The organism is Meiothermus sp. QL-1, assembly GCF_003351145.1.
Classification (GTDB): domain Bacteria; phylum Deinococcota; class Deinococci; order Deinococcales; family Thermaceae; genus Meiothermus.
The window spans coordinates 69,288-82,786 of sequence record NZ_QQSV01000007.1 but is presented as its reverse complement, the minus strand read 5'-3'; the positions used below and the strand labels follow the sequence as shown (position 1 = coordinate 82,786).

At 68.7% G+C, this 13,499-nt stretch carries 12 protein-coding genes; 6 read left to right on the top strand and 6 right to left on the bottom strand.

Annotated features, from left to right (window positions below; genetic code table 11):
• Nucleotides 1-56: 56 nt before the first annotated feature.
• Nucleotides 57-1,034, top strand: a complete 978-nt coding sequence (locus tag DV704_RS08700) for a bifunctional oligoribonuclease/PAP phosphatase NrnA (RefSeq protein WP_114799190.1) — start codon at nucleotides 57-59, stop codon at nucleotides 1,032-1,034.
• Here the strand turns inward: DV704_RS08700 and DV704_RS08695 are convergent.
• Entirely contained in the window at nucleotides 1,031-2,323 is a 1,293-nt protein-coding gene (locus DV704_RS08695) for a cytochrome P450 (protein ID WP_114799189.1), read from the bottom strand. The two genes, DV704_RS08700 and DV704_RS08695, sit on opposite strands and share 4 nt — an antisense overlap.
• A 58-nt stretch (nucleotides 2,324-2,381) precedes the next feature.
• Between DV704_RS08695 and DV704_RS08690 the strand changes: the two genes are divergently transcribed.
• On the top strand, nucleotides 2,382-4,061 hold the full coding sequence (locus tag DV704_RS08690; protein ID WP_114799188.1) for a stalk domain-containing protein: 1,680 nt from the start codon (nucleotides 2,382-2,384) through the stop codon (nucleotides 4,059-4,061).
• On the opposite strand, the gene glp is transcribed toward DV704_RS08690, so the two are convergent.
• From glp to DV704_RS08670, 4 genes are read right to left on the bottom strand one after another with little or no spacing between them, the layout of a single operon-like run.
• The gene (glp, locus tag DV704_RS08685; RefSeq protein ID WP_114799187.1) at nucleotides 4,027-5,250 is read right to left on the bottom strand and encodes a gephyrin-like molybdotransferase Glp; all 1,224 of its coding nucleotides are present in this window, start codon (nucleotides 5,248-5,250) and stop codon (nucleotides 4,027-4,029) included. The genes DV704_RS08690 and glp overlap by 35 nt on opposite strands.
• 12 nt (nucleotides 5,251-5,262) lie before the next feature.
• Complete coding sequence (dtd, locus tag DV704_RS08680; protein ID WP_114799186.1) at nucleotides 5,263-5,733, bottom strand: D-aminoacyl-tRNA deacylase; 471 nt, start codon at nucleotides 5,731-5,733, stop codon at nucleotides 5,263-5,265.
• A 32-nt stretch (nucleotides 5,734-5,765) separates the two neighbouring features.
• The gene (locus tag DV704_RS08675) at nucleotides 5,766-6,602 is read right to left on the bottom strand and encodes a DegV family protein (protein WP_114799185.1); all 837 of its coding nucleotides are present in this window, start codon (nucleotides 6,600-6,602) and stop codon (nucleotides 5,766-5,768) included.
• 8 nt (nucleotides 6,603-6,610) lie between these two features.
• Complete coding sequence (locus DV704_RS08670) at nucleotides 6,611-7,450, bottom strand: DegV family protein (RefSeq protein ID WP_114799184.1); 840 nt, start codon at nucleotides 7,448-7,450, stop codon at nucleotides 6,611-6,613.
• 128 nt (nucleotides 7,451-7,578) lie between these two features.
• Between DV704_RS08670 and serA the strand changes: the two genes are divergently transcribed.
• The 4 genes from serA (at nucleotide 7,579) to DV704_RS08650 (ending at nucleotide 12,698) form a co-directional block, all read left to right on the top strand.
• The gene (gene serA / locus DV704_RS08665) at nucleotides 7,579-9,144 is read left to right on the top strand and encodes a phosphoglycerate dehydrogenase (RefSeq protein ID WP_114799183.1); all 1,566 of its coding nucleotides are present in this window, start codon (nucleotides 7,579-7,581) and stop codon (nucleotides 9,142-9,144) included.
• Nucleotides 9,145-9,162: 18 nt separating this feature from the next.
• A complete protein-coding gene (locus tag DV704_RS08660) occupies nucleotides 9,163-10,230 on the top strand; it encodes an alanine--glyoxylate aminotransferase family protein (RefSeq protein ID WP_114799182.1) in 1,068 nt (355 codons plus the stop codon).
• A gap of 71 nt (nucleotides 10,231-10,301) precedes the next feature.
• The gene (locus DV704_RS08655; protein WP_114799181.1) at nucleotides 10,302-11,861 is read left to right on the top strand and encodes a hypothetical protein; all 1,560 of its coding nucleotides are present in this window, start codon (nucleotides 10,302-10,304) and stop codon (nucleotides 11,859-11,861) included.
• 3 nt (nucleotides 11,862-11,864) lie between these two features.
• Entirely contained in the window at nucleotides 11,865-12,698 is an 834-nt protein-coding gene (locus tag DV704_RS08650; protein WP_114799180.1) for a hypothetical protein, read from the top strand.
• Here the strand turns inward: DV704_RS08650 and DV704_RS08645 are convergent.
• Nucleotides 12,695-13,498 (bottom strand): DNA-formamidopyrimidine glycosylase, encoded by an 804-nt coding sequence (locus DV704_RS08645; protein ID WP_114799179.1) that lies wholly within the window; start codon nucleotides 13,496-13,498, stop codon nucleotides 12,695-12,697. The genes DV704_RS08650 and DV704_RS08645 overlap by 4 nt on opposite strands.
• Nucleotide 13,499 lies beyond the last annotated feature (1 nt).

Here is a 13,499-nt window from a genome sequence, read left to right as displayed (position 1 = left end):
GTTTCACACCCTGCTATCAGATTGCGCTAGGCTTCTGCCCTTATAGTGAGGGGGGTATGGATGCTGTGTGTAATGGCCCCGAGCTTCAATACAGAGAGAAAATTCGCGCTGTGGCCGATGCTTTGCGGGCGCACAAGGGGCCTATTTTCGTGGTTTCCCATGTAGACCCCGATGGTGATGCCATTGGTTCGTCCCTGGGGCTTTACCGGGCGCTCAGGGCCTTGGGCAAAGAAGCCTTTTGGATTGCCGAGCCGCCGCGCTATCTGCGCTTTTTGGTCCGCGAGGAGGAGTACACAGGCCCCCTCGAGCGCCTGCCCGAGGGCGCCCTGTTGGTGGTGCTGGACGCGGCCGAGCCGGGGCGGGTGGCCGGGGCTCCGGTGGAGGGCTTCGTGGTCAACATCGACCACCACGGCACCAACCCCCGCTTTGGTTGCCTTGCGGTGGTGGACCCCTCCAAGGCCGCCACCGCGCAGATGGTCAAGGACCTAGTCGACGCCCTGGGGGTGGTCTGGACTCCGGAGATCGCCACCCCGGTGCTCACCGGGATTATCACCGACACCGGCAACTTCCGCTTCGCCAACACCACCCCCGAGGTGCTCCACACCGCGGCGGAGCTGGTGGGCTATGGGGTCCCGCTGGCCGAACTCACCGACCGGTTGCAGTGGCGCCCGGCCAGCTACTTCCGGGCGCTGGGGGCGGTGCTCTCCACGGTGGCCTTCCACTTTGGGGGCCTCCTGGTCACCGCCCACCTGCCGCCTGGGGTTCAGGTGGAGGACTCCGACGACTTCGTGGGCCTCATCCGCTATGCCGAGGGCAGCCAGATTGCGGTCTTTCTGCGCGAGCGGGAGGAGGGCATCAAGCTCAGCATCCGCAGCCGGGGTGGGGTCTCGGCCCAGGCGGTGGCGGTGAGTCTGGGCGGCGGTGGGCACGTGCCGGCGGCGGGGGCCACCCTGCGGGGGGTGGGGCTGGAGGAGGCCTACCAGCGGGTGCTGGCGGCGGTGGAGGAGGAGCTGAGGCGGACCGGCTACCTTTAGCGGGCCCGCACCCGCATGGGCAGCCCTCCATGGGGGCAGAGGGTGAAGTTGGGCTCGGGGCGAACTGGGGCCGGGCGGGCCAGCTCGAGCCGGAAGCGCTGCAGCACCGTGGCCACGATAATCTTGTACTCGACGGTGGCGAAGCCCTGGCCGGTGCAGACCCTGGGGCCCAGGCTGAAGGGGAAGTAGGCCCCTTTGGGCAGGCTTTTTTCGAACTCGGGGGTCCAGCGCTCGGGGATGAAGGCCTCGGGCTGTTCGAAGAAGCGGGGGTCGCGGTGGGTGGCCCACTGGCTCATCACGATCTGGGTCCTGGGTGGAAGCTGCATCCCCCCAAGCTCCAGCGCCTCCACGTTTTCCCGCCCGATGATCCAGACCGGGGGATAAAGCCGCAGGCTCTCCTTGAAGACCTGGTCCAAGTAGGGCAGGCGCTGCACCTCCTCGAAGCCGGGAGGGCCGCCTAGGGCGTCCACCTCGGCCTCGAGCCTGGCCCGCACCTCGGGGTGCCGGTCGAGCAGGTACCAGGTCCAGACCAGGGCGTTGGCGGTGGTCTCGAGGCCGGCGGTGATTACGGTGAGGACCTCGTCGCGAAGCTGCCGGTCGGAGAGGGCCACCTGAGGGTCTTTCTGCGCTTCCAAAAGCATAGAGAGGAGGTCGTCCCCCAGCTCGCCGCGGGCCCGCCGGCAGGCGATATGGCGGCTGACCATGTCGTTTAGGGCCCGCACCACCCGGATGCCGTCGCGGTTCAGGCCCGGGTGCCAGTGGGGCAGGTTGAGCCAGCCGTAGACCATCTCCCCCACCACCTTCTGCCCCAGCATGATGGCCCGGTGCATGATTTCGCGGTCCTCTCCCGCCTCCACGTCGAACATGCACTTGGCCACCACCCGCAGCGTGAGGGCGTTCATATCCTCTTCCAGGTGGCGGATCTCGCCGTTTTGCCAGTGCGAGAGCATCTCCAAGGTGAAGCGCCGCATCACCTCGGCGTAGCCCTGGAGGCGCTTGTAGTGGAAGGCCGGGCGCATGATGCGCACCTGCTGCTTCCAGAACTCGCCCTCTGAGACCAGGATGCCGTTGCCCATGCCCCCCGCGAAGGCCCGGGTCAGGTCGGACTTGTGGAAGGCCTCTGCCCGTTCGATGAGCACCTCGCGGATCAGGTCGGGGTGGTTGAGGAAGACGATTTCCTTGCCCGAGGCGAAGCGGAAGGTGGTGATATCGGGGCTGGTGCGGGAGAGGTGGAGGAAGAAGGCCAGAGGGTCCTGGCGCAGCTCGAGCTCGATAGGGTCGAGGGCCATCCCCTCAGAGTTTACCCCAGCCTTCGCCATCCCGCGCAGGCTTTGCTAGGCTGGCGGTGTGGGAATTTTGCGTTTAGGACTGGCTTTTCTGCTTGGTTTCGGCTGGGCTCTTGCCCAGCCCATCGCCACCCGCCAGCTTTTGCTGGACCTGGGGAGTGGGGCGGCCTTTCTGAACGGCGCGCCCCTGGTCCTGCTGCCCCCTCCTCGGGTGGTGGGGGGGCGGGCCCTGCTGCCGCTGCGGGAGACGGCGCGGGCTTTGGGGGTGGAGCTGGAGAGCCTCCAGAACGGTGCGGCTGGGGTCCGGCTGGGCCGGCTCGAGCTCTACCCCGGCAGCAACACGGCCCGGCTGGAGGGGCGGGAACTGGCCCTGGGGGAGGTGGGCCAGGTCATCGAAGGGGTGTTCTTCATCACCGCCCGGGGCCTCGAGGCCGCCCTGGGGGCCACGCTGGTCTACGACCCGGCCCAGCGCGCTCTCCTCCTGAGCTACACCCCCCCAGCTTCTTTTCGGGAACCCAACCGGCCGGTGGCCCGCTTCCTTACCGACAAGACCGTCTATCGCATCGGTGAGCCGGTGCGGGTGGTGAACTACTCCTACGACCCGGACGGCCAGCCGCTGGCCTTCAACTTCACCGGGCTGGAGGAGGCCTACTTCACCCCGGGGGAGAGGGTCATCACCCTGGTGGCCACCAACCGCGCGGGCCTCAGCAGCGAGCCCTTTACCCGCCGCATCCAGGTGGTGCCCGAGGTGCTTTACACCCCGTTGGCCTATGCCCTGCGCTTCTATGCGCCAGGCCGCACCTTCCCCGACCCCGGGGTGCTGGCCTACCCCTTGCTGGAAGCTGTGCGCCAGGACGAACCGCTTACGCTTCTGCTCTCCAACTCGCCCGAGCAGGTGCCCACCTCGGGCCTCCTCTACGCTGATACGGTAAGCGGTCCTATCCGCCTGCTGGCCCACCATGTGAACGCCACCGGGCGTCTGGCCCGGCTGGTGGTGCTGGCGAGCAATGCCGGCGCGGCCCCCCTTGGACTGGGGGTGGAGCGGCTGGGGGAGACCGCGGCCACCCGGGTGGTGGCGGTGCTGGGCCAGGGCAGCCTGCTGGACTTCTGGCAGGCCCAGCCGGGCGAGGAGATGCGGCTGATGCCCGGGCAGACGCTCGTGCTCTACCGCTCGGCCCCGCTGGCGCCGGGCCAGGGGGTGCACCTGCTGGCCGACCTGCGGGTCACGGGTCCAGCAACGCTGAGCGTGCTGATGCTGGAGGAGGGGCTTTGGGACCAAGCGATGGAGGTGCTTCCCCTGCTGCCCAGCCTCGAGCCCGATGGCACCCACGTGCGCGGCACCTTTCCCTCAGCCCTCCGCCACCTCCAAGTAGACCTCGGCACCACCCCCAGCCGCCTGGTCCTGGGGGATGGGGTGCAGGACCCACCTCTTTCCGGTACCGATGCCCTCACCGGCCAGACGGTGCGCCTGCGGGGCAACTACGGCGCGACCTACCGCATCGAGGTCCAAAACGCGCGCGGCAGCGTGGTGGCCTTCTCCCCGCGCGGAGGGCCCTACGCTGGGGCCATCCGGATAAACGGCCTTCTGTGGCCTTTGCCGGCCAACGGGGTTCTGCTGCAGCCCGACCAGCCGCTGCTCTTGCACCGGGAGACCCAGGACCGGCTCAGCCTGGAGTTCATCCCGGCTCCCGGTTCCTTCCTGCCGGTCAGCCTGCTGTTTTACCGCCTGGAAGGGGGATGACCTCCACCTCCTCCCCGGCCCGCACCGGCTTTCCGGCCTCCACCACCACCAGGGCGTTGCCGACGGCCATCGAGCGGAGCACCACGCTGGACTGGCTGCCGGTGGAGGCCACGCGGTAGCCCCCTGCCCAGCGCAGGATGCCTCGGCGGTAGGCCCGGCGGGCGGGGTTGGCCTCAAAACGGGTCTCGGCCACCGCCCTGAGCTGCTGGTAGGGGGGGTCGGAGCGGCCCAGCAGCCGGAAGAGGAGGGGCCGTCCGAAGAGCAGAAAGCTCACCATGGCCGAGACCGGGTTGCCGGGAAGGCCCAGCAAGGGCAGGCCGTTCCAGGTGGCCCAAAGCAGGGGGCCGCCGGGCTGGATGCGCACCCGCCAGAAGTGAATCTGCCCTTCTGCTTCCAAAAGCTTCCGCACCACATCGCGCTCGCCCATCGAGACCCCGCCCGTGGTCACCAGCAGGTCGAGCCCTTGTGTTTGGGCCAGATGGGTTCGCAGCTCCTCGGGGCTATCCGGTGCCTTCCCCAAAAACACGGGCTCCCCCCCGGCCTCCTCCACCAGCCCCGCCACGGTGTAGCTGTTGGCGTTGTAGACCCCGCCGTAGGGCAGCGGCTCCCCGGGCTCCACCACCTCGTCGCCGGTGGTCAGAAGGCCCACCCGGGGCCGCCGCACCACCGGCAGGACTGGGTGCCCCATGGCCGCGGCCAGCCCCACCCGCGCTGGGGTGAGCAGGTCGCCTTTGTGCAGGTAGGTCTGTCCCTCCACCAAATCCTCGCCCCGGCGGCGGATGTCGGCGGGGGAAGCGGGCCGCAACAGCCAGACGAACTCTCCCTCGCGCCGGGTGTCCTCCACCCGCACCACCGCGTCGGCCCCCAGGGGAATGGGAGCACCGGTGAAAACCTGCACTGCCTGGCCCGGCCCCACCTCCTGCGAAAAGGGCTGGCCGGCGGGAGCCAGCCCCACCACCCGCAGCCGCACCGGATTTTCCGGGCTGGCCCCACGGGTATCGGCCTCGCGGCAGGCGTAGCCGTCCACCGCGGTATCGTCGGCAGCGGGGTGGCTGACCCGGGCTGAAAGCTCGGCCCCCAGGGTGCGCCCGTAGGCCTGGGCCAGGGGGAGGGGCTCGAGCTCGGCGATGGGCCTGGCCCCTTCCAAAATGGCCTCCAGGGCCTCTTCCACCGATAGATTCTGCCGCATGGCTCTATGGTATCAGCGGTGCAGCCGGCGGGGGCTGTGCCGCTCGCTCGAGTCAAGCCATAGCGTCACCGGCCCGTCGTTGACCAGGTGCACCGCCATGTGGGCCTGGAAGACCCCGGTCTCCACGTGAAGCCCCTGCTGGGCCAACAGCTCACAGAAGCGCTCGTAAAGCCGCCGGCCCTCATCCGGTGGGGCCGCCTCAGTAAAACTGGGCCGGTTGCCCCGACGGGTATCGCCGTAGAGGGTAAACTGCGAGACCACCAGCGCCTCGCCCCCCACCTCCCCCAAAGCCCGGTTCATCCGGCCGGCCTCGTCGGGAAAGACCCGCAGGGCCGCGATTTTGCGGGCCAGGTAGAGGGCGTCCTCCTGGGTGTCGCCCCGGCCCACCCCCAGCAGAATGAGCAGGCCGGCCCCAATCTGCCCCACCGTCTGGCCCTCCACCACCACCCTGGCTTCGGATACCCGCTGCACCACCGCGCGCACGCCCAGACAATAGCAGGCCGGCCCCGGGGTTGTCAGCCGTGCTTGGGGGCAGCGAACAGGGCCACGGTGCCCGGGCCGGTGTGGGCGGCCACCGCAGGGCCGGCCTGGCGCACCCCCTCGATGACCACACCCTCCTGGCTTACCAGCCGTCGAAGGGCTTCCGCGCCCTGGGGGTGGTGGGCGTGGGCCAGGATGACCCGGGCCCCCTGGGGATAAGCCCGGTGAAAGGCCCAGGCGAGCCGTTGCAGGCCTTTAGGCCAGCCCCGGGCCCGTTCGATGGGCCGCACCCACCCCTGGTGTACCTCGAGCACCGGCAAAACCTTGAGCAAGAAGCCCACGAAATGGGCCAGGCCGCTGATGCGTCCGCCGCGGTGGAGATAGGCCAGGGTAGCGGGCAGCACATAGCCGCGCACCTGGGCCAAAAAGGACCTCAGGGCTTCCTCCAGCCGCTCCCAGGGCGTGCCTGCCCCAAGCCTGCGCCGGGCCTCTTCCAGCACGAAGGAAAGCCCCCCATTCAGGCTCAGGCTGTCGACGACCTTGACGCGGGGCCCAAAGCGCTCGGCCACCATGCAGGCAACGGCGTAGGTGCCGGAGAGCCTGCTCGAGACGTGGACCGATAGGACGCGCTCAAACCGCTGGAGAAGCGCATGGTAGAGGGCCTCGAGGTCGGTGGCGGAAACCTGGCTGGTGCTCACCCTTTTCCCAGCGAGCTGGGCCTCGACCACCTGCTCAGGGGTGATCTCCAGGTAGTCGCGGAAGCTTTTCCCCTCAACGATGACCTGCTGGGGGACGAGGTGGACCCCTTGCTGCAGGGCCTCCTGGGGGGAAAGGCCCAGGGTGGAGTCGGCCACGAAGGCGATGGAGGACATACCCCACCTCAGAGGCTATAGGCGTAGAACCCCACCACCCCGGGCCCGGTGTGGGTGGAGATAACCCCTCCGATGCGGTGGGTGGCCCGCTCCTCCAGGGGCAGCCCGGTGGCCTGCACGGCGGCCTTGAAGGCGAGGAGGTCCTCTTCCGAGCCGTTGTAGAGGTAGTAGATGCGGATGCGCTGTCGGCCTTGGCCCCAGGTTTTCAGGGCCTCCACCATCTCGGCCAGGGCTTTTTTCTCGCCCCGGGCCCGGCCCGCCGCCTCCACCCGTCCATCCCTCAGGGTCAGGATGGGCTTGATGCCCAGGAGGCTGCCCAGAAGGGCCTGGGCCCCGCCGATGCGCCCGTTTTTCTTGAGGTACTCCAGGGTGGCCAGGGTGAAGCGCACGATGTGGTCGGTGCGGATGCGCTCGAGCTCCACCAGCACCTCTCCCAGGTCGGCCCCCTGGTCCAGCATCTCCCTGGCCCGCTCCACCATCATCCCGATGCCCATGCTGGCGGCCTGGGTGTCGAAGATGGTGATTTTGCCGGGGAAGTCCTGGCTGGCGAGCTGGGCCGACTGCACCGTGCCGGAGAGCTTGGAGGAGATGTGAATGGAGAGCACGTGGTCGGCCTTTTGCAAAGCCCGCTCATACACAGCCTTGAAATCGGCCGGGGAGGGCTGGCTGGTGCTGGGCATCTCAGCCCCGGCCTTCACCCCTTCGAAGATCTCGGTGGGGGTGATCTCCACCCAGTCCTTGTGGATCTTGCCCTTGAAGTTGACGTAGAGCGGTACCACCTCTACGCCCAGTTCGCTGGCGCGCTGCTGTAGGTCAGAGGTCGAGTCGGTTACGAGGGCTACTCTCATGGTGTTCTCCTTAGGCCCTGCATTTGCATCCGTGCCGTAAGTCTAGCACAGGGGGGGCCAGGGCCGGCTTGTGTCCCAAGGGGCAGGGTGATAGCTTGGACGAGGGCCGGGAATACCCCGGGCTTGGTATGTGGAAGATTCTGGTCACCGACGAGATGCGCTTGGGCGAGGTGAGGCACCCTGGGGTGCGGCTTGACTACTGCCCCGGCATGCCCCGGGAGGAGATTCTAAGGGTCATCGGGCAGTACGACGCCCTCATCACCCGCAGCCGGACCCAGGTGGACGCCAAGCTTCTGGAGGCCGGCACCCGGCTCAAGGTGGTGGGCCGGGGCGGGGTGGGGGTGGACAACGTGGACCTGGAGGCCGCCAGCCGCCGCGGCATCCTGGTGGTGAACGTGCCCGAGGCCAACACCCGCTCGGCGGCGGAGCTGGCCTGGGCCCTGCTTTTGGCGGTGGCCCGGGGGGTGGTGGACTCCGACCGGAAGATCCGCCAGGGCCAGTGGGACCGCAAGTACCTGGGCCTGGAGCTCGACCGCAAGACCCTGGGCATCGTAGGCCTGGGGCGCATTGGCAGCCAGGTGGCCAAGTTCGCCAAGGGCTTCGACATGCGGGTGCTGGCCTACGACCCCTACATCCCCCGCAGCCGGGCCCAGAGCCTGGGGGTGGAGCTATACGACGACCTGGCCGACATGCTGCGCCAGTGCCACTTCCTCACCGTTCACACCCCCCTCACCGAGGAGACCCGGGGCATGATCGGCCGCCGCGAGCTGTACCTCTTGCCCAAGGGGGCGGTGGTGGTGAACGCGGCGCGGGGCGGGATTGTGGACGAGAAAGCCCTGGTAGAGGTCTTGGATGAGGGGCACCTGTGGGGGGCTGGGCTGGACGTCTTCGTGGAGGAGCCGCCCAACGCCGAGCACCCGCTGGTGCACCACCCCAAGGTGGTTCACACCGCCCATCTGGGGGCCAACACCCTAGAGGCCCAGCACCGGGTGGGCGAGGCGGTGCTGGAGCGGGTGATTGAGACCTTGCAGGGCAACCTGGCGCACGCCCTCAACACCGGCTTTGATCCCGAGGGGCTCCAGCTCTTTTCGGCCTGGCTGCCTTTGGGCGAGGCGCTGGGCAAGCTGCTGGCCCAGATTACCCAGGGCCGCCCGCAGGCGGTGGAGGTCTCCTTCTACGGCGAATTTGAGAAGAACCCCGAGCCTATCGCTTCGGCGGTGGCCAAGGGGCTTTTGGAGCAGGTGCTGGGCGTAGGGGCGGCCAACCTGGTCTCGGCCCGGCCCCTCCTGCGCGACCGGGGGATTGCCCTGGTGACCCGCCAGGTGGGGGAGTCGCTCGACTACCGGCAGGTGCTGGAGGTGCGCCTCGAGACCGACCGGGAGACCCGGCGGGCCCGGGGGGCGGTGCTGGGGGGCAAGCCCCGCATCGTGGGCATTGACGACCACACGGTGGAGGCCGTGCCCAGCGGGCACATGCTGGTCTGCGTCAACCGCGACCGGCCCGGGGTGGTGGGTAAGGTGGGCACGCTGCTTGGCCAGAACAACATCAACATCGCGGGGATGCAGCTAGGCCGCGACCACCCCGGCGGCCACGCCCTCTTCGTGCTGGCCATCGACGAGCGCCCAAGCGAGGCGGTGATGGAAGCCCTGAGGGGGCTAGACGTGCTCGAGCGGGTAGATTTGGCGGCCTTGTGAGCCCCTAAAATGGACCTCATGCACCGCCCCCGCCTGCTCACCCCTGGCCCGGTAGAGCTTCACCCCAAGGCTCTGGAGGCGCTTTCCAGGCCCCAGCTTCACCACCGCTCGGATGCCGCCAAACAGGTCTTTCTCCAGGCCAAAGCCGGGCTGGAGCAGGCCTTCCAGACCCAGGGCCAGGTCCTTATGCTTACGGGCTCGGGCACCTTGGGCATGGACGCGCTGGTGCGGAACCTCTTTGCCCCGGGCAGCCGGGTGCTGGTACCGGTGCACGGCAACTTTTCCGAGCGCTGGGCCCGCATCGCCCTGGAGGCCGGTCTCTGCGTGGAACGGGTGGAGCTGGCCTGGGGGCGGGTGGTGCGGCCAGAGCACCTGGAGGGCCCCGCGGGGCCCTTTGAGGGTCTACTGCTCACCCACTCTGAGTCCTCCACCGGCGCCCTGAACGATGTGCGCACCCTGGCCCAGGCCTTCAAGGCCCGATACCCCGAGGCCCTGGTGGTGGTGGACGCCATCACCAGCCTGTTCGTGAGCGAGTTTGCCCTCGAGGCCTGGGGGCTCGACGCGGCGGTGGCGGGCTCGCAAAAGGGCCTGATGTGCCCTCCGGGCCTGGCCTATGTGGCCCTGTCGCCTAGGGCTATTGAGCGCCTCAGGCCCCGCGACTTCTACCTGAACCTGGCCTCCGAGCTTAAAGTACAGAAAGACGGCGAGTCGGCCTGGACCCCCGCCATCAACCTGGTGGCGGCCACGGCGGCGGTGCTGGAGGAGCTGTTGCCCCGCTTGCCGGAGCACCTGGCCCTCAAAAGGCAGCAAAACGAAATCCTCTACGCTGCCGGCGAGGCCCTGGGCCTGCAGCCCGTGCCCGAGGTGAGAAGCCCGGCCACCACCTGTTTTTACCTCCCTGAAGGAGCGACATACGCCCAGGTCAAGGCGGCCTTTGCTGCGCGGGGGGCCACCATCATCGGGGGGCAGGGGCAGCTCAAGGGCAAGGTTTTCCGGGTTTCCCTCATGGGCTACTCCGACCTCTACGACGCCCACGCGGTGGCGCAGATGATGCGGGAGGCGCTGGGGCCCTTTTGCGACCTGTAAGGAGGACAGCCCCAAGCAGTTAAGGCTTTTGTAACCCCCTCCCGGATACATTGCCCTCGAGGAGGGCAGGTATGCGCTGGTTTGGCTGGCTAGGGTTTTTGCTGCTGGCGGGCACGGTTTGGGGGCAAGCAGAGCGCTATGTGGATGCGCTGCACGGCTTTGCCCTCACCCTGCCCCAGGGGTATCTGGCGCGGGTGGAGTCCTACGGGGTGCTGGCGGGGGACCTCGAGGCCTTCCTCCTGGTGCGGGGCCTGCCCCTAAAGGCCCCCCGGGAGGCGGTGACCCCCTTCCTGGAGGAGGCCAGGCGGCTTTCCGCCGGCCAGGCCCGCCACCACTTCAAGGCCTTTCCTGGGGGGCTTCTCCTCCTGAGCCAGGGGCTTGGCTACCCCTGGCCTTTGGCGGGGCGCCTGACCACCATCCCCCTTCCCGCCTACCAGGACCCCTTCCTCTTGGGCCTGCGCTACGAGGCCGCCCACCTGCTCCTGCCTGGCCCCAAGAGCCTGCTTTCGGTAAGCGCCTACCTCCCGGCCGACGCTCCGGCCCAGGCGCGCAGGGAGGCCCTGGCGGTCCTGCGCTCCCTGGAGTTCCTACCCCCTGGGGCCCGGGTGGCCTACGGGGTGCAGGCGGTGCGGGACCCCGTCTTGGGGATGGAGGCCTTCTATGCCCCGGTGCCCCAGGGCTGGCGCTTCCAGGGCGGGCTGGTGCCGGCCTCGGCCCATCTGCGCCACCTGGCCTTTCGCCTCCAGGGAGAGGGGGTTTCCCTGCGGCGCGACCTCCTCTACACCCAGGCCCAGGGGGTCCAGGGGCCCTTTGGTGGGGGAAGCCAGACCAGCCTCCTCTGGAACGGCCAGGGCAGCCAGCTTTCGGGCTTCCTCTGCCCTGCCACAGGGAAGGAGGTAGTGGAGTTTCTACTGGGCCTTTGGGGCCAAGAGACGGGGCGCGTCTGGCAGGCGGGGAGGGTGGGGCCGGCCAGGACCCCCCAAAGCCGGGTGGCCCGCCGCTTCCAGGAGCTCCAGGAGGCTTACGAGGCCTCCACGTTGACGGGCCTCCCCTTTACCCCCCAGGTGCAGCGGGTGCGGCTGGAGCTGGAGGCTGCCTCGGGGGGGCTGGTGCGGAAGGCCTATGTGGCGGGCAACCTGGTCTTTTTCAACCAGCCGAGCACCTTTGCCTCCGGTGCCTACTGCTCCTTGGGCCTGGAGGTGGTTCTGGAGGAGGGGACCCGCGAGGCCCTGGCCAAGGCCCAGCCCCTCCTCTTCGGCTTCCGCGTGGGCCTGAGGGCTCATCCCGAGTGGGGGGCCCTCGAGGCCCAGCGGGGGCAGCAGGCGGGCCAGACCACCACCAGGATGCTGCTGGAAAAGCTTCGCCAGGACCAAGAGTTCAACACCTGGATGCGCCGGAGCTGGGCCAACCTCCTCTCCGACCAGACCTACGTGCGCGACCCCAGCACCGGGGAGGTCTTCCGCGCCTACAAGGCCTCCTTTGACACCGGCACCTTCTGGCGCGACCCCGTCTTTGGCGGGGTCGTGGGGGCGGTAGAGCGCGGTGGGCAGCTGGAGGAGATGCTGCGCCAGGGGGGCTGGCGGCAGCTGGAGGAGTCCCTTTCCGGGCTTCCCGGGACCTGGCAGCGGTGAGGTATGGAGACGCTAAGGTACCAGACCTGGCAGAAGCGCTCTGCCCTGGGCCGCCTCCTCCTTGGGGGAGTAGGGCTAGGGCTCCTCTTTTGGTTTGGCTTCGAATTTGTCCACGAGGGGGATTTCTTCTGGGGGCTGTTTTTCATCGCCCTTGCGGTCCTGGGTGGTTTATACCTTTGGCGCACGGGAGTGGAGCCCTTGCGGCGGGCCGGGCTGGAGGTGGTTCTGGAGCCTGAGGGGGTGCGGGTAGGAGGACGGTTTTACCCACGGTCCACTTTCCGGGGCGTGGTGGGACCCCGGGGGCGCTGGGCAGCCCGCCTCGCTGCCCACGGGAAGGACCCCGAGGTTGCGCTCCTAAGGCGAGCCCGTTCTCGGGGCTCCCCTTTTGACCCGGGCCCCCTTTTCCACCTGGACTTCGCGGGGGAACGGGTGCCTTTGTGGCTGGACCTGCCCGGGTGGGACCGGATGCTCAGGCACCTGGGCCTGGATTGGACCGAGCACCCGGGGCTTTCCGGCTACCTGGGCTTGGTGGAGGGTCTTGGCTGGCTCAACGGCCTCCTTTACCCCCCAGAGGAGGCGAAGGAGGCATGGCTTCAGGCCCGCATGCGCTATCGGCGGCTCGCAGGCCTCGTGTGGTTGGGATACACCCCTGTGGCGGTGACTTTTTTGTTTGCTTTCCTGGGGGTGGAGCCCCGGGGGGTTTGGGAGTGGGTGTTGACGGGGTTTATTCTGGGGGGGTTTGTCTTTGCCCTGTACGCCATGTGGGAGTTGTTCGGAAGCCGGACGCGGTTGGGGTGGGGGATGCGGTACAACCCCTTGCGCAAGGAGGCCGATTAGGGTAGCTGGCAGGAGGGGCAGTAGTGGGTGCCCCGGCCCCCCACCACTGTTTTGGCGATTCGCCCCGGGCAGCCCCGGTGAGCACAGGGCTGGCCAGTGCGGCCGTAGGCGCGGTGCTCGAGCTGGAAGTAGCCCGGCCTTCCGTCGGGCTGTTGGTAGCTTTGGTCGCTTAGGGTGGAGCCCCCTGCCGCCACCGCTCGGCCGAGCACTTTCCGGATGGCCGCGTAAAGCCGCCTCACCTCGGCCGGGCTCAGGCTGCTGGCAGGCCGCCTAGGGTGAAGACGGCTTTGCCACAGCGCCTCGTCGGCGTAGATGTTGCCCAACCCGGCCACCGCTTCCTGGGCCAGCAGCACCTCCTTGATGCTGCGCCGGCTTCGGGCCAGGGCCCGATGGAAGCCCGCCAGGGTGAACCCGGGGGAGAGGGGCTCGGGCCCCATGCGCTGTAGCAGCTTGATCTCGCGGTAGTCCCCGGCCCTTACCACCCACCAGCGCCCGAAGCGGCGGGGGTCGGAGTAGTAGAGGGCCTGGTCGGGCAGGTGCAGGGTGAGGCGGGTGTGCGCGGTGGGGGCGAAGCGGAACCCCCCGGTCATCCCCAGGTGCACCACGGCCTCGAGGCTCCCCTCCAGGGCCAGAATCAGGTACTTCCCCCGCCGCCCCACCCCCTCGATCCGGCGGCCCTCGGCCTGCTCGGTGCGGCGGTAGCGCGCTGGGTCGCAGTGGATGATGCGCTGGATGGGCTGGCCCAGCAGCCAGGGTTCCAGGATGCGCCGGGTGGTCTCAACCTCGGGGAGCTCGGGCATA